Origin of the sequence: Shewanella sp. MR-4, from assembly GCF_000014685.1 — a bacterium.
In the GTDB taxonomy this organism is placed as follows: domain Bacteria; phylum Pseudomonadota; class Gammaproteobacteria; order Enterobacterales; family Shewanellaceae; genus Shewanella.
In genome coordinates this window covers 3,000,599-3,022,593 of record NC_008321.1, presented here as the reverse complement: position 1 = coordinate 3,022,593, position 21,995 = coordinate 3,000,599, and the positions used below count along the sequence as shown (strand labels likewise).

Sequence of the window (21,995 nt, the reverse complement as noted above, 5' to 3'; positions counted from 1 at the left end):
CTTTATGGTGATTAACTTTATGAATTTTTATTAGAAACTGCCGCGGATCCCGAGGGCGATTTGGGTGCCAAAACGTTCTAGGTAATTCACTTGGTCCTCATACTTCACATAACCCGAATAGCGGTTATTGGTCAGGTTAGAAGCCTCGGCGAAAATCGACACATTTTCAAAAATGTCATAACTCGCGCTAGCATCGAGCTGACCGTAATCTTGGATCCAAGCTGGACCACCCCAAGCTTCGGGATCGACCAGGAACTTACTGCGCCAGTTATAGGCAACCCTGGCCTGCAGACCGTATTGCTCATAGTAAAGGACGGCGTTGTAAGAGTTTTTCGACATGCCCTTAAAGGGTAAGCCTTTCGCATCGATTTCGGGATCATCATAGCTGCTGTCCACATAGGTGTAGTTCAGCTGGAAACCTAAACCATTAAAGGGTTCTGGCAGGTATTCGTCGAGGGATTGCTGCCATGCGGCTTCCACCCCTTGCACTTTGGCGCCGTACTTACCCGATACGGGCTGAGTAACATAATATTCTGTCCCCTCAACCATTTGAGGCCCTTTGTCGTCGGTGATAAAGGATTCAATGTCTTTGATAAAAATGGCACCGCTCAGTGAGCTACTCTCGTGGAAATACCATTCGAGGGAGATATCTCCTTGGCGCGCCTTTTCGGGGGCGACGCTTGGGTTACCGCGTGTCAATGTCGGTAAGCCATTCTCACGGGTCGTGAAACTCGGTGCAGCCCACACTCGCAGCGCATAGAGTGATGGGCGGCTTAACACTTCAGCGGCGGAGACTCGTAGCAGCAAATCATCCTGCAGATTGAGCTTAAAGTTCATGCTCGGTAACACATTGGTATAGCTATCGTCGTAACTGGTTTGAACAACGTTTTTCCAATCATTGTTGGTGGGTTGGCCGGCACTGTCTAACTCAACCTTAGCCAAATCGTAGGCATAACCGTCGGAGGTGACTTTAGTCTGGCTCGCTCTGAGGCCTAAGTTCAACATATACGGCAGATCGAAAATTTCCTCTTCAATATTCACCTGCACATAGGCGGAGGTCACTGCTTCTGTGACTTCATAGCTGCCAGCCTTATTGAGGCTAGCGACAATGCTCTTATCCGCCGCTTCTTGGTTAATGCTGCGGTAGTATTCAAGCAGTTTGTCATAGTCGAAGCTTGGCCAAGGCTCTGGGGAGATGCTGTTTTCACCATCGAGGAAGTTATCGAAGTTGGCGGGCACAAATACGCTCGAAGGAATTTGGAACAGTTCAAATTCGCCCTGAGTAAAGACAGTGCTGTTATCGAAGGTATAACCATCGCGTGTCAGGTAATAACCACCACGGCTAAATTGGCTGGAATTGGATGAGGCAAATTCGGTCTGCTTTTTCACTTGCTTGACATAATTGACGCCAAAATCGACCTTGCTGATGATGCCTTCATCGGGAATGTATTGGCTGTTCAGTTTGATGTCGGTAATTTTATCGTCCACATCGACGCCACTGTTACGGCTGTAGTGGGCGCCGTATTTTTGATCGGCACTCAGACCTGGGCTAATCACCACATCGGGCAGCATATTGCCACGGGTGTAATCGATGTCGATGCCATCGACAAAGCCACGGGCAACCACGAAGCGGTTATCGCCATTATTGGCATTTTGCGCGGCGGAGTAGGCGACATCGGCGGTAATCGACCAATTGGGCATAACATACCAGTCGGCCTTCAGACCCATTTGGTAGGTATCGGTTTTTCTTGGGGTACTGAGGTTGAGCAATTCAACCATAGTGTTGTCACCCGTTTGGTTCATGCTCACCACACGGCCCTGATCGTCAAATATGGCGTCGGTAAATAGCGGTGTGCCCGGCGTCCATTCTTCGTCGTAGTTCACGAAGCCGATTTGGTATTTATGGCCATCGGTGTTGTAGCGTGAATAGAGACCGTCGAAGTTAATGTCGAGATTATCCAATGGGCGCCATTGCAGAGCGAGCGTGCCACCTACGCGTTCACGCACGTCTTGGGCGTTCGCAAAATACATATAGCTTGGGATCTTAGAGGCATAAATCTCACCTGGGTCGATCACGCCGTTATTGTTGGTATCGACCGGCACCCCGGCGCTGTCGACGCCCCAGCCTTCATCTTCATCGAAGAAGCCTTCGGCCGAATAGGTGTCTGCCCGCAGGGTTTTACGGGAATATACCGCCGAGACCAGCGCACCAAAACTATCGTCATCCGTCTTATCACCGATGATCAGTGAGGCGTGGGGGTGAATATCCTCGGTACGGGACTCGTAAATCCCCTTGGCGGAGGCTTGAATGGTACGGCCTTCTAAATCCAGCGGTTTACGGGTTTGGATATCGACGATAGCGCCAATGCCACCTTCGGTCAGTCTGGCTTCGGGTGATTTATACACCGCCAGCACGTTTACCAGCTCCGAGGCGATGGTGTCGAAGTTAAAGTCTCGGCCTGCATTTTCTGAGGCCAATTTACGGCCATTGAGGGTGGTGACGTTATAACCATCGCCAAGGCCGCGAACCAGAATATTTTGTCCTTCGCCGCCGTTACGGGTAATGGTCACCCCAGGAATGCGCTGTAGCGCCTCGGCTAAGTTTTCATCTGGAAATTTACCAATGTCATCGGCGACCACAAGGTCGACTACGCTCACGGCATTCTGCTTTAGGAACATCCCTTCCTTAATACTGTTTCTGATCCCTGTTACCTGAATGCGTTCGACTTCAGCATCCTGGGTTTGCGCAGTGTCCTTCGGTTGAACTTGCTCTTTCGTTTCGGTTTGTTGCTCTGCTGGTATTTCATTGGCAGCGCTGTGAGTTGCTGTCAGAGCCGCTGCGATGGCTAGGGCAATCGCGGCAGGCTTGGTGGTTAAGAGTTTCATAGTATCCCCGCATGAGTGTGATGCACGGTCGTTGCCGTGTCTTTTAATACAATTTCGAAAGCGAAAGAAACTGCGCAAACCTTTCGAAGTCTTATTTATAGCGTTAAATTCTGTAATCGATCAATAAAAAAATGTAAAAATACTTTCAAAAAGTTTCACATTCATGCATGATGAAAATCAACTTATGGTAAAAACTTGAGCTAAAACTTCGTAAGTTATTGTTAATTTTGTTATTTGTTTTTGTGATGGCGAAAAGTGGTTTCGAAAGTGTTTGAAAGTTGTTCTCGACGTGTTACCTTTCAATCGATAGTTAATCGAAAGAATGGAGAAGCTTGTGAGTACTTTGAACACGATAGAAAGGCAGCAGGAAATTGTGCGAATGACACAGTTACAGGGAAAGGTCTCTGTTGCCGAACTCGCAGAACACTTTGGGGTATCTGAAGTCACGATCCGCAGCGATTTAGCCATGTTGGATCAAAAGCAGTTACTGGTGCGCTCCCGGGGCGGCGCTATGGTCAACAGCGAGTTGATCCGGGAGTTATCACTGAAGGAGAAGGGCAGTTGCCATTCGGCCTTAAAGCAAGAGTTAGGTAAGGCCGCGGCGGCCTTGGTGCAAAACGGCGATCGCTTATTGCTCGACTCGGGGACGACCACCCAACAGGTGGCGGCGAACCTGATGGAGCATAAGGATCTGATCGTGATGACCAATGGCCTGAATATCGCCACCGAATTGGCTAAGGCTGACGAAGTGGAGGTGATGTTAACCGGCGGGCTGTTACGTAAAAAATCCCTGTCGTTCTACGGCAATATCGCCGAGAACAGCCTGCGGGATTACAACTTTAACAAGTTGATTTTAGGGGTAGATGGTTTCGATTTGCGGGTGGGATTAACCACTCACTTTGAAAAAGAGGCCAGCCTCAACCGAATGATGTGTGAGATAGCGAGTGAAATTATCGTTGTGACTGACTCATCAAAGTTTGATCAACAAGCATTCCACGTTATTTGCAGCAGTCGCCGTATTACGCGCCTAGTGACAGATACCGGGATCCCAGAGCGCTATGTTGATGAATTAACTAAACAAGGTGTGCAATTACACCTCATTGAGAAAGCTAATTTATAACGGGGAATTACTATGTCGGGTTTTGATCGTCGTTCGTTTTTAAAGGCTTCTATGGTAACCGCTGCGGCAACGGCCCTTGCGGCCTGTGCCAGCAGTGAACGTGCTACAGGCACAACACCTAAGGCTGCGGGTAAATCTGTGATGGGGCTGGTCGTGCCCAAGATGGATGAGGTTAGAGTAGGGTTAATCGGGGTGGGTGAGCGCGGCATTGGGTTTGTGCATCATTTCAGCCGTATTGAAGGTGCCCGCATTACCGCCATCTGTGATACCGATACCTTAGTGCTGGCCCGCGCTGAAAAAGCTATTAACGAATATGGGCGTGATAAACCTGCCTATTTTAGCAAGGGAGACCATGCGTACCGCGATCTGTTAAACCGTGATGATGTGGATATCGTCGTGATTGCCACACCATGGGCCTGGCATCACCCCATGGCGAAAGAAGCCATGTTAGCGGGCAAGCATGCCTTCGTCGAAGTCCCGATGGCGGGCACGATTGAAGAGCTGTGGGATCTGGTGGATACCGCCGAACTGACCCAGCGTAACTGCATGATGATGGAAAACGTCTGTTACGGCCGTGATGAGTTGATGGTGCTCAACATGGTGCGCCAAGGCCTGTTTGGTGAACTGCTCCACGGTGAAGCGGCCTACATCCACGAACTGCGCTGGCAGATGAAGGAAATCGACCGTAAAACAGGCTCTTGGCGTACGGCTTACCATGCTAAATACAACGGCAACCTCTATCCAACCCATGGTTTAGGCCCTGTCGCCCAGTATATGAATATCAACCGTGGCGACCGTTTAGACTATTTAACCTCTGTGAGCTCTCCTTCCTTAGGCCGCGCCGCCTATGCCAAACGTGAGTTCCCAGCGGATCATCAGCGTAACCAGTTGAAATATATCGGTGGCGATATGAATACCAGTCTGATCAAGACTGTGAAGGGCCGCAGCATCATGGTGCAGCATGATACGACCACGCCTCGTCCTTATAGCCGCCATAACCTGATCCAAGGGACAAACGGCGTGTTTGGTGGCTTCCCTAATCGTATCGCGCTGGAAAACGGTGGCTCTGGCAGTTATCACGAGTGGGATGAAAACATGGATTCATGGTACGCCAAATATGACCATCCTCTGTGGACCCGTATGGGCAAAGAGGCGGAGGAGAATGGCGGCCACGGTGGCATGGACTTCTTGATGTGCTGGCGGATGATTTACTGCCTACGCAATGGCGAGGCACTGGATCAGGATGTGTACGACGGCGCGGCATGGTCGGCGGTATTCCCCTTGTCGGTGGCCTCAGTCGGTGACCGGGGTAACTCCAAGGACTTCCCAGACTTTACCCGTGGTGTCTGGCAAACCGCGAAACCCCTCGGCATTGTGGGGTAAGCGCTATGTCAGTGATTCAAACTATCATTGACGCCAATAAAGCAGGTCAGCAGGCGGGCATTTTTGCCGTCTGCTCGGCCCAGCCCTTGGTGTTACAGGCGGCGCTATTGCAGGCAAAGGCGAATGGCACGCCCTTACTTATCGAGGCGACCGCCAACCAAGTGAATCAGTTTGGCGGTTATACCGGGATGAAACCACAGGATTTCATCGACTTCGTCACTCAAATGGCCATTGAACTTGGCCTTGAACCTTCACAATTACTCTTTGGCGGCGACCACTTAGGCCCCGTCGTTTGGTGCCAGCAAGCCGCCGAAGAGGCGATGCAATTGGCGGAAAACCTTATCGCCGAATATGTTAAGGCGGGATTTACCAAAATCCACCTCGACACCAGCATGGCTTGTGGCGGTGATGTGCTTCCCTTAGCGGATGAACTTATCGCGGCGCGTGCGGCGCGGCTCTGTGCGGTGGCCGAAGCCCATCGTGCGCCCGAGCAAGCGCTCTGTTATGTGATAGGCACCGAAGTGCCCGCGCCCGGCGGTGTGAGTGAGATGGAGGCCGAACTTGCGGTCACGCCTGTCAGTGCCATTGAACATACCTTAAATTGCCACCGCGATGCCTTTACTGCGGCAGGGCTGGGAGAGGAGGTGTGGCAAAAGGTGATTGCGGTTGTGGTTCAGCCTGGGGTGGAGTTTGATAACAGCCAAGTGCATTTGTTCGAACCCGAGGCAACCCATGCCCAAAGTGAGTTCATTCGCAGTTATCCCAGATTAGTGTTTGAGGCGCATTCGACCGATTATCAGCTCAGCATGGGATATCAGGCCTTAGTGCAGCAGCATTTCGCGATTTTAAAAGTGGGCCCACAGCTTACCTTTGCTCTGCGGGAGGCCTTGTTTGCCCTGTCCCATATCGAAAATGTGCTGTGCCAGCCCGAGCAATGCTCGGATTTACGCCAAAGCTGTTTTGAGTTGATGCGAGATAACCCTAAGTATTGGCAAGGGTTTTATGCCGACAACGAGGCATTGAAGTGGCAACTGGGCTTTAGCTTTAGTGATCGAGTGCGTTACTACTGGCCGAGCCTGCAAAACAAGGTCGAGCAGCTATTGAGCAACTTAGCCCAGAGCATTCCTCTGCCGCTGATCAGCCAGTATTTACCGAACCAGTATACGGCGGTCTTGGCAGGGGAACTTAAGCCCACGGCCCGTGAACTCGTACTGCATAAAATTACCGAAGTATTGGCCGATTACGCCAATGCCTGCCAGCTTCCTGTGATGCAATCACCTTTAAAGGGATGATATTTTGATGTTAACCAGTCCTCTTTCTCCATTCGAACATGAAGATAGCAACCTGTTATTGAGTGCAGAGCAATTAACCCAATATGGCGCCTTTTGGACGGCGAAGGAAATCAGCCAGCAGCCGAAAATGTGGCGCAAAGTGAGCGAGCAGCACAGTGATAATCGCACAATTGCAGCTTGGTTAACGCCGATTCTGGCAAAGCCGCAGTTAAGGATTATCCTCACTGGGGCAGGGACGTCGGCCTATATAGGTGATGTGCTCGCGGCCCATATTCAGCAGCATTTACCTTTGGCAACCCAACAAGTGGAAGCCATCAGCACCACGGATATCGTGAGTCACCCAGAGCTGTATCTGCGAGGCAATATTCCCACACTGCTGATTTCCTATGGCCGCTCGGGAAACAGCCCCGAGAGTATGGCGGCGGTCGAACTGGCGGAGCAATTGGTCGATGATTGTTACCATCTGGCGATCACCTGTAATGGTCAGGGAAAGCTCGCCAACTATTGCGCCGACAAATCCCATTGTTACTTGTATAAGTTGCCCGATGAAACCCACGACGTGAGTTTTGCCATGACCAGCAGCTTTACCTGTATGTACTTGGCAACCTTGTTGATTTTTGCGCCAAACCCTCAGGCGCTAGCGCAATGCATCGAGATGGCCGAGCACATCTTAACTGAGCGCTTAGCTGAAATTCGTCTGCAATCCGAGCAGCCTAGCAAGCGGGTCGTGTTCCTCGGAGGCGGGCCACTTAAAGCCATCGCCCAAGAGGCGGCGCTTAAGTACCTTGAACTCACCGCAGGGCAAGTGGTAAGTGCCTATGAGAGTCCGCTCGGGTTTCGCCACGGGCCAAAATCTTTAGTCGATAGTTATACGCAAGTGCTAGTGATGGTGTCATCGGCTCCCTATACTCGCCAATATGATAACGATTTAATTCAAGAGCTTAAGCGAGATAATCAAGCATTATCAGTGTTGACGCTCTCCGAAGAATTGTTAACTGGCAGCCGCGGGCTTAACGAAGTCTGGTTGGGATTACCTTTTATTTTGTGGTGTCAAATCCTAGCCATCTATAAAGCGATTCAACTTAAAGTATCGCCGGATAATCCTTGTCCTACGGGGCAAGTCAATCGAGTTGTGCAGGGTGTCAATGTATATCCCTTTGTAAAATAAATATAAATAAGGGCAAGGGCATGTATTACGGTTTAGATATAGGTGGAACAAAGATTGAGTTAGCGATTTTTGATACTCAATTAGCGCTACAGGATAAGTGGCGTTTAAGTACTCCTAGGCAGGATTACAGTGCCTTTATGGCAACGCTTGCCGAGCAAATCGAAAAGGCGGATCAGCAATGTGGTGAGCGCGGTACTGTTGGGATTGCGCTGCCCGGGGTGGTGAAAGCCGACGGGACTGTGATTTCGAGTAATGTGCCTTGCCTTAATCAACGCCGTGTTGCCCATGATCTTGCTAAGTTGCTCAATCGAACCGTGGCTATCGGTAATGATTGCCGCTGTTTTGCCCTCTCAGAAGCGGTACTTGGGGTGGGCAGGGGACACTCCCGCGTACTGGGGATGATTCTCGGCACGGGCACTGGCGGTGGTTTATGTATTGATGGCAAATTGTATCTCGGTGCAAATCGACTCGCCGGAGAGTTTGGCCATCAAGCCGTGAGCGCCTATGTTGCCCGTCGACATCAACTGCCGCTCTATACCTGTGGCTGTGGGCTTGAGGGCTGCGCCGAGACCTATGTGTCAGGCACTGGGCTTGGCAGACTCTACCAAGATATCGCGGGGCAAACGGCCGATACCTTTGCATGGCTGAGTGCACTGCGGCAAAACGACCCGCTCGCCATCAAAACCTTTGAGACTTATATGGATATTCTCGGAAGCTTAATGGCTTCATTAGTGCTGGCGATGGACCCGGATATTATCGTGTTGGGCGGCGGGTTATCCGAGGTGGAAGAAATTCTCGCTGCCTTACCCCAAGCGACCAAGGCGCATCTTTTTGATGGTGTGACATTGCCGCAATTTAAATTGGCCGACTTTGGTTCGGCCAGTGGCGTGCGCGGCGCGGCCTTGCTCGGCCACGGGCTCGATGCGGGGATAAGCTATGAAGCCTAATACGGATTTTAAGCTGATAGTCGACGGTGCTAAGGTGCTAACTCAAGGCAAACTTGCTGAGCACTGCACGATTGAAGTGTCGGATGGCATTATTCGCGGCCTTAAAACCTCAATATCGGCAGAGTGGACAGCGGATAAACCACATTACCGATTGACCTCTGGCACGCTAGTGGCGGGATTTATCGACACTCAAGTCAATGGTGGCGGAGGCGTGATGTTCAATCATGCACCGACGCTGGAAACCTTAAGGCTGATGATGCAGGCCCATCGCCAGTTTGGCACTACGGCCATGTTACCTACGGTGATCACCGACGATATTGAGGTGATGCAGGCGGCGGCCGATGCGGTGGCCGAAGCTATGGTTTGCCAAGTTCCTGGGATTATCGGTATCCATTTTGAAGGCCCGCATCTGTCGGTCGCAAAACGCGGTTGCCACCCTCCCGCACATTTACGCAGCATCACTGAGCGCGAGTGGCAGCTTTACTTAAGGCAAGATCTCGGTGTTAGGCTCATCACCCTAGCGCCAGAATCAGTCACCCCTGAACAAATCAAACGCCTCGTTGCCTCCGGCGCCATTGTCAGCCTTGGGCATTCGAATGCCCAAGGCGATACCGTCCTTAAGGCCATTGAGGCTGGTGCATCGGGTTTTACCCACCTCTACAACGGCATGTCGGCATTGACTTCCCGCGAACCGGGAATGGTGGGCGCGGCATTGGCCAGTGAAAGCACTTACTGCGGGATTATTCTCGATGGTCAACATGTGCATCCCATCTCGGCGCTGGCGGCCTGGCGAGCAAAGGGAACTGAGCACCTGATGTTGGTTACCGATGCCATGTCGCCCTTAGGGAGCGAGCAAACGGAATTTCAATTCTTCGATGGTAAAGTGGTTCGTGAAGGAATGACGCTGAGGGATCTGCATGGCTCCTTAGCGGGCTCAGTGCTGGATATGGCAAGCGCGGTGCGTTATGCCGCCACCGAACTCAATCTTGGCCTTAGCAACGCAGTGCAGATGGCGACGCGCACGCCCGCCGACTTTATTCAGCGGCCGCAATTGGGGGATATAGCCGAAGGTAAGCAGGCAGATTGGGTCTGGCTCGATGACGAGCACAGGGTCTTAGCGGTCTGGATTGCGGGTGAGTTGCTGTATCAAGCCGAGTAGGCTCGGTTTGCGTAAGTTATCGATATATCAATTAAAACAATAATTAAAGTGGCATTAGTTGGGGAGATAAGTACTCAACTCATTGCCCATTCAACAAGCAAAATAACAATAAGGTGAAACGATGAAATTCACGTCCGACAGTACCCAAGCCACGGCCTCACCGCAGGGCAGTTTTATTCCTATGTTATTGATAGGGATTTTATTTTTTGTCTTTGGCTTTGTGACTTGGCTCAATGGTGCCTTGATCCCATTTTTAAAAATTGCCTGTCAGTTGAATGAGTTTGAAGCCTATTTAGTCACCTTTGTGTTTTACATTGCTTATTTTGTGATGGCGCTACCGACCTCATCCATCCTCACGCGTCTTGGCTATAAGATGGGCATGACCTTAGGTTTAGGGATCATGGCGGCAGGCGCGGGCTTGTTTATTGTGGCGGCTTTGGTCGGCCATTTTGCGACCTTCCTCTTGGCGTTATTTGTGTTGGGCACGGGCTTAACCTTGCTGCAAACGGCCGCCAATCCTTACATTGTCTGTATTGGCCCACGGGAAAGTGCGGCAATGCGGATAAGTTTAATGGGGATTGTGAATAAGGGCGCGGGCTTTATTGTGCCAATTATCTTTACTGCCTGGATTTTAACGGGCATGGAACCTTACAGTGAAACGGCATTGGCCAGCCTGTCCGAAGCGCAGCGCGAATTGGCGTTAACGGAATTAGCCAATCGTTTAGTACAACCCTATTTAATGATGATGTTTGTACTACTGGGATTGATGGCCTTTGTGTGGTTTTCACCGCTGCCAGAGCCCGAATTAGGTGAGCGAGTCGAGCGTACTCAAGCCGATTGGAAGGCTATTTTACAGTTTCCGCAGGTGATCTTAGGGGCACTAACACTCTTCTGTTATGTGGGTGCCGAGGTGATTGCCGGTGATAGCATAGGACTATTTAGTCAAGGACTCGGGGTTGCCCACTTTGGCATGATGACCTCCTACACCATGGGATTTATGGTACTTGGCTATGTGCTCGGAATCGTGCTGATCCCAAGATGGATCAGCCAGCAAACGGCATTAGTGGGTTCGGCCGTCGCGGGCTTGTTATTTACCCTTGGGGTCTTGCTCAGCGACAGTCAAAGCCAAGGTTTATCTGAGCTGTTACTCGGTTGGTTAGGCGTCTTACCCGTGCCCGATCCCGTGCTTTACTTAGCCCTGCTTGGGTTGGCAAACGCCTTGGTATGGCCTGCGGTGTGGCCATTAGCCCTTGAAGGACTCGGGCGCTTAACGGCCACGGCATCGGCGCTACTGATCATGGGGATTGCGGGCGGTGCGATTCTGCCACTGCTCTATGGTTACATCGCCCATAGCCAAGGTGACAGCCAAATGGCGTATTTCTTACTGTTACCTTGCTACGGCTTAATTTTTTACTACGCCATTTGGGGCCATAAGTTAACGGCCAAAGTGGCCTCTAGCACTGCTATGGTTAATGAATAGCAAAGAAAAGTCCCATGCTCAGCACTGTGGTCAATAGGGTATTACGCGTGACAAATGCTAATACTGTTGCGACCACAGCGCATATCAAGTAGCTGTTATCTAAGCTTAAATCGAGTTTTCCCTCCTGCACAAATACGATAGGTGCAAAGATGGCCGTGAGTACGGCGGGCGCCGAATAACTCAAAAAGGTCTGGGTATTTTTACTCAGCCTTAGCGGCAGTTTTGGCTCGAGCAGTAAATGCCGACTGATAAATACCACCGCCGCCATTGAAAAAATCATTAACCAGATCATAGTGTTTCCTCAGCTTGGGTGGCAGTCGTGTCATTTTGGGGGGCTGGCTTATCCTCGCCCGTGAGTTTGGCATAGAGCACGCCAGCACTCATCCCCGATAGGGCGGCAATTAACAGTCCCGCCTGAATATCCAGCACGGCGCACACCACAGCTAAGGTGAGCGATACCAGTACACAGACTAGGATTGATGGTTTTTTCACCGTCGGGACTACAAGCGCAATAAAGGTCGCGGCAATGGCAAAGTCGAGCCCTAATTTGCCTAAGTTATCGATAGCATTGCCCGCGATAATGCCGAGGAGGGTGGCGAGGTTCCAACCGAGGTAAAAACTTAGGCCGCCGCCCAAGGCGTACCAAGGATCGAATTTATGCAGCTTGCCTTGGTTGGCGATGGCAAAGAGTTCATCGGTCAATAAAAAGCCCAGAGTGAGGCGCCATTTGAGTGGTAAGGGGCTGATTTGGCTGCGCATCGCCATGGCGTACAGCAAGTGACGCGAGGTGATCAGCAAGGTAGTGATTAAAATGCTCCACAGACCAATCCCCGCCTTAACCATGCCGAGCGCGACCAATTGCGCGGCACCTGCAAAAATAATCGCTGACATGGCCTGACTTTCTATTGGTGTTAGTCCGACCTCAATCGCGAATGAGCCTGCGAGGATCCCCCAAGGTACAACGGCAATGGTGAGTGGCAACATGGCGAGTGTGCCCTTGAAAAAGGCCTTGGTCTTACTGGATGAATGGGTGTGGACAATATACGGCTCTGACACTCTGGCTCCTCACAACGCTGGGATAAAAAGAATATAAGGGGTTAAGGCTAACGTAAAATCAGGGCTTAAGCTTGGATAATATTGCGGCCGATCCCCTTGGCAAATTGCCCTGGGGTGAGCCCGACAGTCTTTTTAAAATGGCGGTTTAAATGGCTCTGATCATGAAAACCGCACTCCATGGCGACATCTAGCAGCTTGATCCCTTGGCCGATTTTCTGTTTTGCCAGTCTGACTCTGGCCTGAGTTTGATAGGCGTGGGGCGGCAGACCATAACAACGTTGGAATTGTCTGAGCAAATAATAGGGGCTTAATCCCGCGAGTGTGGCCAACTCTTCGAGGGAGATATCGGCCGCGGGATGATCGTCAATAAAGGATTTCACCAAGGCTAATGCAGGCTTAGCGTTTGCCCCCAAGTTTTCACTGGGATAATTACGGCCATGGCGCGCCATAAGTTGCGTCAGGCTCGAATAGACCAGACTTTCGCGCAGTAGGCGATTGTCCGAGGTATCTAAGGTGCTAAAGGTGAGGCGCAGCAATTCGGCAAGCTCGGGATCCTGTACTACGGGTTGTGGGAAATAGGGCGCGCCGCGAGCTGAAGTGAACTCTTGGGTGATATTGGCAAATTGGGCGGGGACGGGGTACATAGCACGATAGGACCAGCCGTCCTCGGTGGCGCTACAGCCATTATGTACTTCGTCGGCATTGACAAGAATAATGCTGTGCTTTGGCGCCACATGGTTGCCACCGGTGCGATAAAAACGCTGAGCGCCCGTTTCAATCACGCCAACCGTGTAACCTTCGTGGGTATGGCGACTAAAATTTTGCTTATGGTAGTGGGCGTTAAGTAGCTCAAGCCCCCCAAGTTCATTGGCGATGTGGTAGGCCGCATGTTCAGTGTTCATTCGGCCTCCTTTATCGACTGGATGAATGGGTGAGTGCGTTTATCAAGACCAAGGCGTTTAATGCTTGTTTTGCCAGATAGTAACCCAGAACGCCTCGACACTTTTGTACAAAATTGCGCTTTGCCGTGTTTTCGGGGAAGTTTTGGGCACCGCTTTCTGCCGTCAACGGTTACGGCTGCGTGTGTATTTCATCCGCTAAGCGGGCTAATTGGCTAAGATCGGCGCCCACAATGGCAGGTAGATGCTCGCTGATTTTCTCAATCGGCCAATCCCACCACGCAATGGTGAGTAGCTTGTGTATTACCTCGGGCTCGAATCGCAACTTAATCACAGTCGCAGGGTTACCGCCGACGATGGCATAGGGCGGCACATCCTTAGTGACCACGGATTGGCTGGCGATAATGGCGCCGTGGCCGACGTTGACGCCGGGCATAATGGTGGCGTTATAGCCTATCCACACATCATGGCCAATGCGGGTGTCGCCCTTAAAGGGTAAATCCTCGGGCTTAGGTGTTGCCTTCTCCCAGCCATTGCCGAAGATATAAAAGGGATAAGTGGAAAAGCCCGATACCTGATGATTGGCGCCATTCATAATGAACTTAACGTCCCGTGCAATGGCACAAAATTTACCAATAATCAGCTTATCGCCAATAAAGTCAAAGTGATAAAGCACATTTGACTAAAATCTTTCGGGCCCTGCAGGGTCATCGTAATAGGTGTAATCGCCGACGATAATAGTGTCACGGCTAATGAAACCCCACCTGAGGAAATCCTTTTAAGGGGGATTTGTCATTCGGGTTAGGTCCCAGTTGGGATGGAGAATGCGTCGGCATGTTTGTCTCCCTGATTATTTAATGGCTAAGAGTTGGATTATCAATGAGTTTTAGGCAACGCCAGCAGCATAAATCAGTAGCAAAGACAGCGGGACGGAAACAACACCGATTAAGCGGAATTGATTTTTAAACGCTTGGGCTGACCATAGGGCAAATTTACGATGCTGACTTGGCGGTGTGCATGCCAAGCCTATTCCCACACAGAGTAAGACAATGCCTATCGCAAGAATGAGCTGTGGAAATCGGGTGTCGGCGTAATATTGGATAAAAATCACACCCGCAATAATTCGGCTGACGACTTCAACAATATGGAAGTAGGGCTGCTCGCTAAATGCAATGATACCGTTAGCGAACGCCGCAGGCCTGACGACCATAACAAGGCTGAATAACAGCATCAATAGGCCAAAAGCCGCAATAAAATACATCGCCATTCCTTGTCATGTGAGGTGTCTTAAAACATTTATCCAATGGTTTAATCGATACTTTCAACCCTAAGCCTGTATCGGTTTCCCCTTTTTATCGCACAAGCCTTACCAGAGCTCTTTTACAAGGGATATTTTGCCATCGGTAAAGCCAAATAAGACAAGTAGGGGCTGCTCTTGTTGCCATTGTCCATCGGGTTGAATGCTGCCGTGGGCGTATTCGACGGCGACATGGTTCTTACCCACAATGTAATTTAATACCCGCTGCTCCTTTGGTTGTTGATAGGCGCCGCGAGCAATATTGCGGATAAAGGCGCTACGCCAACTGCCCCTATCAAAATTAGCACCGTATTCTAGGTGGATATAATTCACCTTCGGATGCAGTAATCCCAGAAAATCATCGACATCTTGTTCGCTAGAACCCGATTGGCTGACCTTATCTAAGGCTTTAAAGTAGGCGTGAATTTGCGGTAATTGGCACTCAGCATCACAAGTTTGGCTCGCATTTGCGGAGGAACTCAGCAGACAACAGAGGGTGAGCAACATCGATAAATAGTATTTCATCGCAACTCCTTTGCATTGGTTATTTTGTATTTGTTCTTGTGTATTTACGAATGGGAAAGTGTGAGTGGTTGTGTTTGTTCTACTTTAACTTGAGTCGTAATTGTTCTATCTGCCTATCGATAGACGCAACCTGTGTATCTGCTTGCTGCGCCACAGCCGACATTTCTTGCGCTAAGCTTTGCTCCCAAGTTGCTCCGGCAAGATTGTTATTGGCGTAACTTCTATCGTTTCTCAGCTCGACAATACGTTTATCCCTTTGGTCGATAATGAGTTTTCGGTCGTTCTCTAGTTTAGTGATTTCACGGCTAATGCGTTGTTTATCAATAAAATCGGTTATTTCTTGTTTTTTATCCGAGTGAGTAACAGCGTTTGCATGGGCAATATCAGGGCCTTTAACCACGCTACCGACGCCGCTGAGATCTACGGGTTGGCTATTTTCATCACAGGGATCGGCCTGATATTTCCCATCGGCACATTGGTATACGGCGGCATTGGCCGAAAAAGGCAGGATAAGTGTCACTAGCAATAATGATTTTCTGTCCATAGAACACCCCATTGTTGATTTTTGCTAGATTACTCTGTCGTGGTGTAAAAACCAACAGCGAGGTCATGGGGTTTCACCCCTGCACCCGAATCCCGCTAAGCCGTTGGTATGGCAGATGGTTTGTTATCAACAATTAAGGCATTTCAAGAAGTTAACAATGGGTGTCTTGTTAAACAATAACTACGAATATAGTCAATTAGATTCATCACTATTTAGGTTTTTTGTGTGTTAATATCGCCATGTGTTTTTAATTCATTCATGAAAATTTTTGAGGTTGAATATGTACGCCATACACTCCTAGCTGCTCCATTCATAATCAAGTATTTAGTTGGAGTTTGTGTATAAAATGATTGTGTGGAGTGAGCTGTAAATGGCAAAGTCAGATAAAATCATCAGCTTAGTAAGAGCTGGGGCTATGGGAGATAAGATACAATTTAAGAGAGTTGTAGAGTCTCTGATAGCTGATGAAAGGCAAAAAAGACATCACGTTATAGCGGATAGGTTAGAACAAGAGTTGGTAAAGCTCAGCACATCTAACTCTACAGTAGATACGCCTACCGCTAAAGATAATCGTGTATCATCTCTCGTTGATGAGATTTCACCTAAACTTCGATTCGAAGACCTTATACTGCCAGACTCGGTCAAGGAATCTTTAAATGAATTGGTTGAAGAGCAGTCTAGAGTTGATTTATTACGTTCCTACAGCTTAGAGCCTAGAAACCGAGTTCTTTTAGTCGGCCCTCCTGGTAATGGTAAAACATCTCTTGCTGAGGCTCTTGCAGAGTCAATGATGGTTCCTTTACTGGTTGTTCGTTATGAGGGGATCATTGGCTCTTACCTTGGTGAGACCGCTTCTAGGCTTAAAAAAGTAATCGACTACGCAGCTACACGGCGTTGTGTATTGTTGTTTGATGAATTTGAAACTTTAGGTAAAGAGCGTGGGGATACGCATGAAACAGGTGAAATCAAACGTGTAGTTAGCTCTTTGTTGATGCAGGTTGATTCCCTTCCTAGCCATGTTATTGTTATGGCTGCAACAAACCACTCTGAGTTACTTGATAGAGCTGTATGGCGTCGTTTTCAATTGAGATTAGAAGTTCCTCAACCAACTCGGTCTCAAATAGAGTCATGGTTTAAAGCGTTTGAGAAAAGACATGATATCTCTTTGGAATATGCTTATGAGACTTTATCTAAAAGGCTTTATGGCTCTAACTTTGCTGAAATAGAAGAGTTTGGCAGAGTGATACTTCGCAAGTATGTGCTTACTCAACCTAGTTCACAAATGCGTTCTATCATATCATCGGCTTTAAAAACATGGTCTGAGAGGACTCTGTCCTCCAACTAAAGAGGATTAATTAATGAGCCGCCGTCCCTTACTTCTATTTCCTGCTCCTGATACGTCTAGCCCATCAAGTCGAAATGGTGGAGGAGGGACTCCAAATCATCCATCCGTTACTCGCCAAGCTCAAAGGTTAGGTCCTAAGTTTTCACGCTTAGAATTAGCATTAGAAAATCGCCGAGTTGAAGTTCAACGAGATTCCCCCGGAGTCGATCCTGAATACTCCGTAGTTATTGAAACATATGGTAGTGTGTCTGATTTTTTTAAAGCTATAAAAAAGATCGAAGGTCTGGAGTGGCTCGGTGAGCATGAGCTGAGAGGACTAGAACCTGACGATGATTTTTACAGTGCAGGGAGCGACAGAGCTAAACCTCTGAATGGTCAAGTCATACTGATGCTATCAGATAGACGAGCGATTAATGAGCTTTTGTCTCTTTGGCGTAACTACGGTCAAAACCCGAACATGCAGTTCATGCGAGGTTGGGCAAAGTTCAGAGATTTATTCCGTCTACTAAAAGACATTCGTTATTGGGATACTCAAGATAGACTCAGAAATACAGGTATTCTTGAATATTGGCAAGAACGCTTAGAGTTCGAACCCGACCAGCCAGTTCGATTTGAAGCAGAATTATGGTTTAGAACGAATGAAAGCAAGCGAAATATTGCAGAAGAGAGGATATCTCAATTAACTCAAGCGTTGGGCGGGCAAATTATTTCGGCTTGCTGTCTTCCCGATATCCACTATCAATCTCTGCTGATAGAGTTGCCAGCACGTCAAGTAGACCTAATTCTAAATCAAGACGAAGTTTCACTTGTGCGCTGCGATCAAATCATGCTGTTCCGACCGCTGGGACAAATGTCTGTGGAGCCTCTATGGAATAATGATGAGTCAGTTGCAGTCGGGGAAGAAACGGATAGTGCTCATGACTTAACTCCTCCAGAGTTTGAAAGAGCTCCTCGAGTAGCTCTGTTTGATGGATTACCTCTTTCTAACCATTCTGATCTGCGTGGTAGCTTAATAATTGATGACCCAGACAATTTTGAGGCGGGCTATCCTGCTCAAAATCGGGTGCATGGTACCGCAATGGCTTCCCTTATAGTTAATGGAGACCTTACTGATGGTGGAAGTAAGCTATCTACTCCTTTATATGTAAGGCCAGTGATGAAGCCTGATCCACATACCTTTAATAATGCAGAAGCTTTGCCGGACGATGAGCTTCCACTGGATATAATTCATAGAGCTGTTAAGCGTATTTTTGAAGGTGATGGAGCTGAATTGCCTGTGGCACCATCCATAAAAGTTATTAATCTTTCAATCGGCGATCCCAATATCCACTTTGATGGCAAAATGAGTCCTTTTGCTCGACTGCTTGATTGGTTGAGCTCTAAATATAATGTGTTGTTCGTAGTAAGCGCAGGGAACCATCCGAAAGCAGTGACTGTTCAACAATTGGGAAGTACATTCCATCAGTTCACTGAAGATGTAAAAGCTGTTGAGTTCTTTAAAGCAGTACAGAATGACACTTGGGCTAGAAAGCTCTTATCGCCTGCAGAGAGTGTAAATGCAATAACAGTCGGCTCTCTTCACTCTGATGAGTCATCCCCTGTGCTGCGTGTAGGGCTTTACAATATATATAGTGAAGAAATGCCTGCAGCCTATTCTGGTCAAGGTAACGGTTATGCAAGATCTGTTAAGCCTGATATCTCTATGCCAGGTGGTCGAATGCTTTACAATGAAGCTATCGGCCACTCAAATTTAACTGCTGTAAGCAACTATGCTGCCCCAGGGCAAAAAGTCGCTCATCCACATGCATCAGCATTTAATCATCGAGTTTATATTCGGGGAACAAGTAACTCTGCAGCTCTGATATCAAGAGGTTGCGCAGAAGTTTGCGATGTTCTTGAAAACTTGTTTGAAGAGAGCAATAAAGTTGGTGAGTTCGAACAGTATTCGCCGCTCCTTCTTAAATCTCTTATCACCCACGGAGCGTCATGGGGAGCAATGTATGATCGAATCTCAAACTGCTTAGGGAACCCTGATGCTACGTCACTAAAAAATGTTATTACAAGAAACATTGGTTATGGAAAACCTGATGTAAATAGGGCTAAGTTCTGCCTAGATACTAGAGCTACTATTCTTGGTTATGGCAGCTTAGATAATGATGAAGCTCATGTATACAAACTACCTATCCCTGAAGGTCTCGGTGGTGCAGATATTTGGCGTCGCCTGACAGTTACATTATCTTGGTTTGCTAAACCTTGTCCAACTCACATGAAGTACAGAGATAGTGCATTATGGTTCACGGTGGAAGGAGACAACAAGCATCTTACTTCTAGGAGCTCATGCTCCGCTGATTGGATGCAGGTTCGTCGGGGGACATTACAGCATGAGGTTTTTGAAGGTGAGGAGCTAGCGGTTATCACTGAAGACCGAATGCTTGAGATAAAAGTTAACTGCAAGGAAAACGCGGCTAAGATTATAGAGCCTGTTCAGTATAGCTTGGCAATTACTCTAGAGGTTGCTGAAGGTGTTGATATACAGTTGTACCAAGAGATTCAAGAAGTAATCGAGGAACAAATTCGAGAACAAGAAAGAGCCAGAACTAGAGCACAAGTGCCGACTACTTAGAACTCGATAAAAATGAAGCAGATTTAGCGACCTTATGTCCTGACAACTCAGCATACTTCCTTAATGTATTGATTTATATAGGTAGGTTTGTTTTTTTGAGCAAAATCTGGATTCCACCCCTTGGTTTCCAGATCCCTAATGTGCTCAACATCGCAGCTGTTTAATAGCGCTATTTGTCTTCTTAATGCCGCAGATTACACCGAGATTTGCTAAGCCGAATTCGATTGTGGACGTGACCTTCGATGATATGGATATCATCGCAGAGCCGCCATGGATGGCTTTACGGCGTGTCACGGAAGCAATGGAATTCGGCGTATCCGCAACGAGATCAGAATTGCTTGGTTTTAACTTAACCTTCCTTCATCCCAGCTCTGCAAACCAAAACAGCCGCAAATATTTGCGGCTGTTTTTGATTAACACTCTGTATTTAAATGAGATTTAAAGCTTACGCTAAATCACTCGCTATTCATTGACCATGGCTAATAGCGCAGGTAAAAACTCTTTATCTAATGCGGCAATTTCACCTTGCTCGATAAGCACTTGATTAAGGATCTCATGGCTAGTCAACGGATTAGCTAATACCACGCGAAACACCACTGTGGGTTGTCTAAAGTAGCGCGCGGGTTGAATTCGGGTGCGCGAGACAAAGGATTTACCCTGTTCGCGTTGGTGTTTTTGAATAAATTGGGTTAGACCATCGAGCAGCTCATTATAGCGAGCGAGTTTGGTCTTATCGCCTTGTTCAATCGCCAGTTGCATGGCCGCCTGCACATTCGAAGGCACATAACGATAGGTGAGCAGGCACAGCTCTGGTGCGGTGACTAGTTCAAAGTCCGGGTGTGCGTCGATTTGCTCGGCAAAATAACGCGCTTTTTCAAGGCTGTTATTGATCAGGATTTCGTAACCATCGCGGCCGATAATCTGCAAACAGGCGTGCACTAACATCGCCATGCCGGGGCGTGAGCCTTCGAGCGTTTGGCTGCCTAAATCCTTGGAACCTCGGCGCAGAATATATTCGGCGTGGTGGGCAATCGCATGGGCAAACTCAGGATTTTTAAATAACACCATGCCCGCGCCCATGGGGACATACATTTGCTTATGGGCATCGATGGTGACTGAATCAGCGAGTTCAATACCATCGAGTAAGTGACGGTATTTATTGGATAATAAGCTTGCGCCGCCCCAAGCCGCATCCACATGGAAGTGGCAGTTTAGCTCACTTGCTAAGGCGGCAAGTTCGCGCAGAGGGTCGATATTGCCCGTCTCGGTGGTGCCAGCCACCCCAACAATCGCCATGACTTTAATGCGTTTATTTGCCAGTTCGGCGGCGACTTCGCGCATTTTGGCAACGTCGACTTTGTTATTGCCATCGGTAGGGATGCTGATGATATTGTCGCGACCGATACCGAGCAGATCGACGGCCTTACCTAAGGAGTAGTGGCCGCGCTCGGAGACCAGAATCGCTAAATCATCGAAGCCATAGTGGCGCAGCGCCTTGATTAAGCCTTCGCGGGTCACGCCTTTAAAGTCGCCATCGGCCTTGAGTAATTGGTTGCGGGCAATCCACAGGGCGGTGATGTTAGCCACAGTGCCGCCGGAGCAAAATGCGCCGAGGGAATGGTTGGCGCTGTGCATCCAATTACGATAAAAATCATCGTTTTGAGCGTAAATCAAATGGTGCATCATGCCGAGCACTTGGCGCTCAAGCGGCGTAAAGGCTTTGGAGGTTTCGATTTTGACCAAGTTTTGATTCAGCCCCACCATCATTTTCGACAGTGGCAACACGAAATAGGGCAGTGCCGAGGTCATATGGCCGATAAAACTGGGGGCCGCCGTATGCACCGAATGCGCCACGAGGTTTTGCATGATTTCGTCGGTGTAGTCGGAGACAAAACGCGGCTGGCTTGGAATTTCAAAGGCTTGAAAATCGGTTTCGATTTCGGAAAGCGGCTTTTCTAGCGCGGCAATGCTGTCACCCAAAAAGCCCGCTAAGTCCTCGGAAAGCTTCTGCTCGATAATGCTTAAGGTGGATTCCGCATCTTCGGGCACAGTGAAAATTCGCATCAAACTGTCTTCAGACGCGGTGGCTTGGCGAGGGAGTTTTTGGGTCATGGGGCTTGCCGTCTATTAATTCTTATAGTGAAACCGCAAAGGTGATTAAGAGTATAACCAAATACATGGCGCTTAAACCCGTTTACGGATTACCAAAAAGGGAGCTCACTTTACTGCAAGGCCTTTTAGGCATCAAGCACTAAAACACCGCCTAAGTCT

Annotated in this window: 18 protein-coding genes and 1 pseudogene; 10 read left to right on the top strand and 9 right to left on the bottom strand. The window is 48.8% G+C overall.

The genetic code is table 11. The features are described from left to right. Positions 1-30 precede the first annotated feature (30 nt). Entirely contained in the window at positions 31-2,886 is a 2,856-nt protein-coding gene (locus SHEWMR4_RS13340; RefSeq protein WP_011623289.1) for a TonB-dependent receptor, read from the bottom strand. 322 nt (positions 2,887-3,208) lie between these two features. Here SHEWMR4_RS13340 and agaR point away from each other — a divergent pair, with 322 nt between their 5' ends. The 7 genes from agaR (at position 3,209) to SHEWMR4_RS13305 (ending at position 11,435) form a co-directional block, all read left to right on the top strand. Further along, positions 3,209-4,006: a transcriptional repressor AgaR gene (agaR, locus tag SHEWMR4_RS13335; RefSeq protein WP_041408806.1), complete on the top strand. Its 798-nt coding sequence runs from the start codon at positions 3,209-3,211 to the stop codon at positions 4,004-4,006. Positions 4,007-4,018: 12 nt separating this feature from the next. Then, a complete protein-coding gene (locus tag SHEWMR4_RS13330; protein ID WP_011623287.1) occupies positions 4,019-5,389 on the top strand; it encodes a Gfo/Idh/MocA family protein in 1,371 nt (456 codons plus the stop codon). A gap of 5 nt (positions 5,390-5,394) precedes the next feature. Then, on the top strand, positions 5,395-6,681 hold the full coding sequence (locus SHEWMR4_RS13325; RefSeq protein ID WP_011623286.1) for a class II D-tagatose-bisphosphate aldolase, non-catalytic subunit: 1,287 nt from the start codon (positions 5,395-5,397) through the stop codon (positions 6,679-6,681). 7 nt (positions 6,682-6,688) lie between these two features. After that, positions 6,689-7,849, top strand: a complete 1,161-nt coding sequence (gene agaS / locus SHEWMR4_RS13320; RefSeq protein ID WP_011623285.1) for a D-galactosamine-6-phosphate deaminase AgaS — start codon at positions 6,689-6,691, stop codon at positions 7,847-7,849. Between the two features lie 20 nt (positions 7,850-7,869). After that, positions 7,870-8,796, top strand: a complete 927-nt coding sequence (gene agaK, locus SHEWMR4_RS13315) for an N-acetylgalactosamine kinase AgaK (protein WP_011623284.1) — start codon at positions 7,870-7,872, stop codon at positions 8,794-8,796. Then, the gene (gene nagA, locus SHEWMR4_RS13310; RefSeq protein WP_011623283.1) at positions 8,786-9,955 is read left to right on the top strand and encodes an N-acetylglucosamine-6-phosphate deacetylase; all 1,170 of its coding nucleotides are present in this window, start codon (positions 8,786-8,788) and stop codon (positions 9,953-9,955) included. The genes agaK and nagA overlap by 11 nt, the downstream gene beginning before the upstream one ends. 121 nt (positions 9,956-10,076) lie before the next feature. Next, positions 10,077-11,435, top strand: coding sequence for a sugar MFS transporter (locus tag SHEWMR4_RS13305; protein ID WP_011623282.1), 1,359 nt, complete (start codon positions 10,077-10,079; stop codon positions 11,433-11,435). Here the strand turns inward: SHEWMR4_RS13305 and SHEWMR4_RS13300 are convergent. The 7 genes and pseudogenes from SHEWMR4_RS13300 to SHEWMR4_RS13270 all read right to left on the bottom strand — a co-directional run bounded on the left by SHEWMR4_RS13300 (position 11,425) and on the right by SHEWMR4_RS13270 (position 15,756). Then, positions 11,425-11,727: an AzlD domain-containing protein gene (locus SHEWMR4_RS13300; protein ID WP_011623281.1), complete on the bottom strand. Its 303-nt coding sequence runs from the start codon at positions 11,725-11,727 to the stop codon at positions 11,425-11,427. The genes SHEWMR4_RS13305 and SHEWMR4_RS13300 overlap by 11 nt on opposite strands. Continuing rightward, a complete protein-coding gene (locus tag SHEWMR4_RS13295) occupies positions 11,724-12,419 on the bottom strand; it encodes an AzlC family ABC transporter permease (protein ID WP_227499256.1) in 696 nt (231 codons plus the stop codon). Before SHEWMR4_RS13295 ends, SHEWMR4_RS13300 begins: the two co-directional genes overlap by 4 nt. A gap of 137 nt (positions 12,420-12,556) precedes the next feature. Continuing rightward, positions 12,557-13,393, bottom strand: coding sequence for an AraC family transcriptional regulator (locus tag SHEWMR4_RS13290; RefSeq protein WP_011623279.1), 837 nt, complete (start codon positions 13,391-13,393; stop codon positions 12,557-12,559). Between the two features lie 169 nt (positions 13,394-13,562). Then, positions 13,563-14,226 (bottom strand): annotated as a pseudogene (locus tag SHEWMR4_RS13285) (CatB-related O-acetyltransferase). A 50-nt stretch (positions 14,227-14,276) separates the two neighbouring features. Further along, a complete protein-coding gene (locus SHEWMR4_RS13280; RefSeq protein ID WP_041408805.1) occupies positions 14,277-14,651 on the bottom strand; it encodes a hypothetical protein in 375 nt (124 codons plus the stop codon). Between the two features lie 105 nt (positions 14,652-14,756). Continuing rightward, positions 14,757-15,212 (bottom strand): hypothetical protein, encoded by a 456-nt coding sequence (locus tag SHEWMR4_RS13275; RefSeq protein ID WP_011623276.1) that lies wholly within the window; start codon positions 15,210-15,212, stop codon positions 14,757-14,759. A gap of 79 nt (positions 15,213-15,291) precedes the next feature. Next, positions 15,292-15,756: a hypothetical protein gene (locus SHEWMR4_RS13270; protein ID WP_011623275.1), complete on the bottom strand. Its 465-nt coding sequence runs from the start codon at positions 15,754-15,756 to the stop codon at positions 15,292-15,294. Positions 15,757-16,126: 370 nt separating this feature from the next. On the opposite strand from SHEWMR4_RS13270, the gene SHEWMR4_RS13265 reads away from it, so the two are divergent. From SHEWMR4_RS13265 to SHEWMR4_RS13255, 3 genes are all read left to right on the top strand, one after another. Next, the gene (locus SHEWMR4_RS13265; RefSeq protein WP_011623274.1) at positions 16,127-17,101 is read left to right on the top strand and encodes an AAA family ATPase; all 975 of its coding nucleotides are present in this window, start codon (positions 16,127-16,129) and stop codon (positions 17,099-17,101) included. Positions 17,102-17,114: 13 nt separating this feature from the next. Further along, on the top strand, positions 17,115-19,724 hold the full coding sequence (locus SHEWMR4_RS13260; RefSeq protein ID WP_011623273.1) for a S8 family peptidase: 2,610 nt from the start codon (positions 17,115-17,117) through the stop codon (positions 19,722-19,724). A gap of 184 nt (positions 19,725-19,908) precedes the next feature. Next, positions 19,909-20,166: a hypothetical protein gene (locus tag SHEWMR4_RS13255; protein WP_041408804.1), complete on the top strand. Its 258-nt coding sequence runs from the start codon at positions 19,909-19,911 to the stop codon at positions 20,164-20,166. 20 nt (positions 20,167-20,186) lie between these two features. On the opposite strand, the gene panP is transcribed toward SHEWMR4_RS13255, so the two are convergent. Further along, positions 20,187-21,836, bottom strand: a complete 1,650-nt coding sequence (gene panP, locus SHEWMR4_RS13250; protein ID WP_011623272.1) for a pyridoxal-dependent aspartate 1-decarboxylase PanP — start codon at positions 21,834-21,836, stop codon at positions 20,187-20,189. Positions 21,837-21,995: the final 159 nt, after the last annotated feature.

Excerpts from the sequence above, each read along its gene's own strand:
- SHEWMR4_RS13340 (WP_011623289.1), bottom strand. The coding sequence starts at position 2,886 with ATGAAACTCTTAACCACCAAGCCTGCCGCGATTGCCCTAGCCATCGCA.
- agaR (WP_041408806.1), top strand. The coding sequence starts at position 3,209 with ATGGAGAAGCTTGTGAGTACTTTGAACACGATAGAAAGGCAGCAGGAA.
- SHEWMR4_RS13330 (WP_011623287.1), top strand. The coding sequence starts at position 4,019 with ATGTCGGGTTTTGATCGTCGTTCGTTTTTAAAGGCTTCTATGGTAACC.
- SHEWMR4_RS13325 (WP_011623286.1), top strand. The coding sequence starts at position 5,395 with ATGTCAGTGATTCAAACTATCATTGACGCCAATAAAGCAGGTCAGCAG.
- agaS (WP_011623285.1), top strand. The coding sequence starts at position 6,689 with ATGTTAACCAGTCCTCTTTCTCCATTCGAACATGAAGATAGCAACCTG.
- agaK (WP_011623284.1), top strand. The coding sequence starts at position 7,870 with ATGTATTACGGTTTAGATATAGGTGGAACAAAGATTGAGTTAGCGATT.
- nagA (WP_011623283.1), top strand. The coding sequence starts at position 8,786 with ATGAAGCCTAATACGGATTTTAAGCTGATAGTCGACGGTGCTAAGGTG.
- SHEWMR4_RS13305 (WP_011623282.1), top strand. The coding sequence starts at position 10,077 with ATGAAATTCACGTCCGACAGTACCCAAGCCACGGCCTCACCGCAGGGC.
- SHEWMR4_RS13300 (WP_011623281.1), bottom strand. The coding sequence starts at position 11,727 with ATGATCTGGTTAATGATTTTTTCAATGGCGGCGGTGGTATTTATCAGT.
- SHEWMR4_RS13295 (WP_227499256.1), bottom strand. The coding sequence starts at position 12,419 with ATGTTGCCACTCACCATTGCCGTTGTACCTTGGGGGATCCTCGCAGGC.
- SHEWMR4_RS13290 (WP_011623279.1), bottom strand. The coding sequence starts at position 13,393 with ATGAACACTGAACATGCGGCCTACCACATCGCCAATGAACTTGGGGGG.
- SHEWMR4_RS13280 (WP_041408805.1), bottom strand. The coding sequence starts at position 14,651 with ATGTATTTTATTGCGGCTTTTGGCCTATTGATGCTGTTATTCAGCCTT.
- SHEWMR4_RS13275 (WP_011623276.1), bottom strand. The coding sequence starts at position 15,212 with ATGAAATACTATTTATCGATGTTGCTCACCCTCTGTTGTCTGCTGAGT.
- SHEWMR4_RS13270 (WP_011623275.1), bottom strand. The coding sequence starts at position 15,756 with ATGGACAGAAAATCATTATTGCTAGTGACACTTATCCTGCCTTTTTCG.
- SHEWMR4_RS13265 (WP_011623274.1), top strand. The coding sequence starts at position 16,127 with ATGGCAAAGTCAGATAAAATCATCAGCTTAGTAAGAGCTGGGGCTATG.
- SHEWMR4_RS13260 (WP_011623273.1), top strand. The coding sequence starts at position 17,115 with ATGAGCCGCCGTCCCTTACTTCTATTTCCTGCTCCTGATACGTCTAGC.
- SHEWMR4_RS13255 (WP_041408804.1), top strand. The coding sequence starts at position 19,909 with ATGCCGCAGATTACACCGAGATTTGCTAAGCCGAATTCGATTGTGGAC.
- panP (WP_011623272.1), bottom strand. The coding sequence starts at position 21,836 with ATGACCCAAAAACTCCCTCGCCAAGCCACCGCGTCTGAAGACAGTTTG.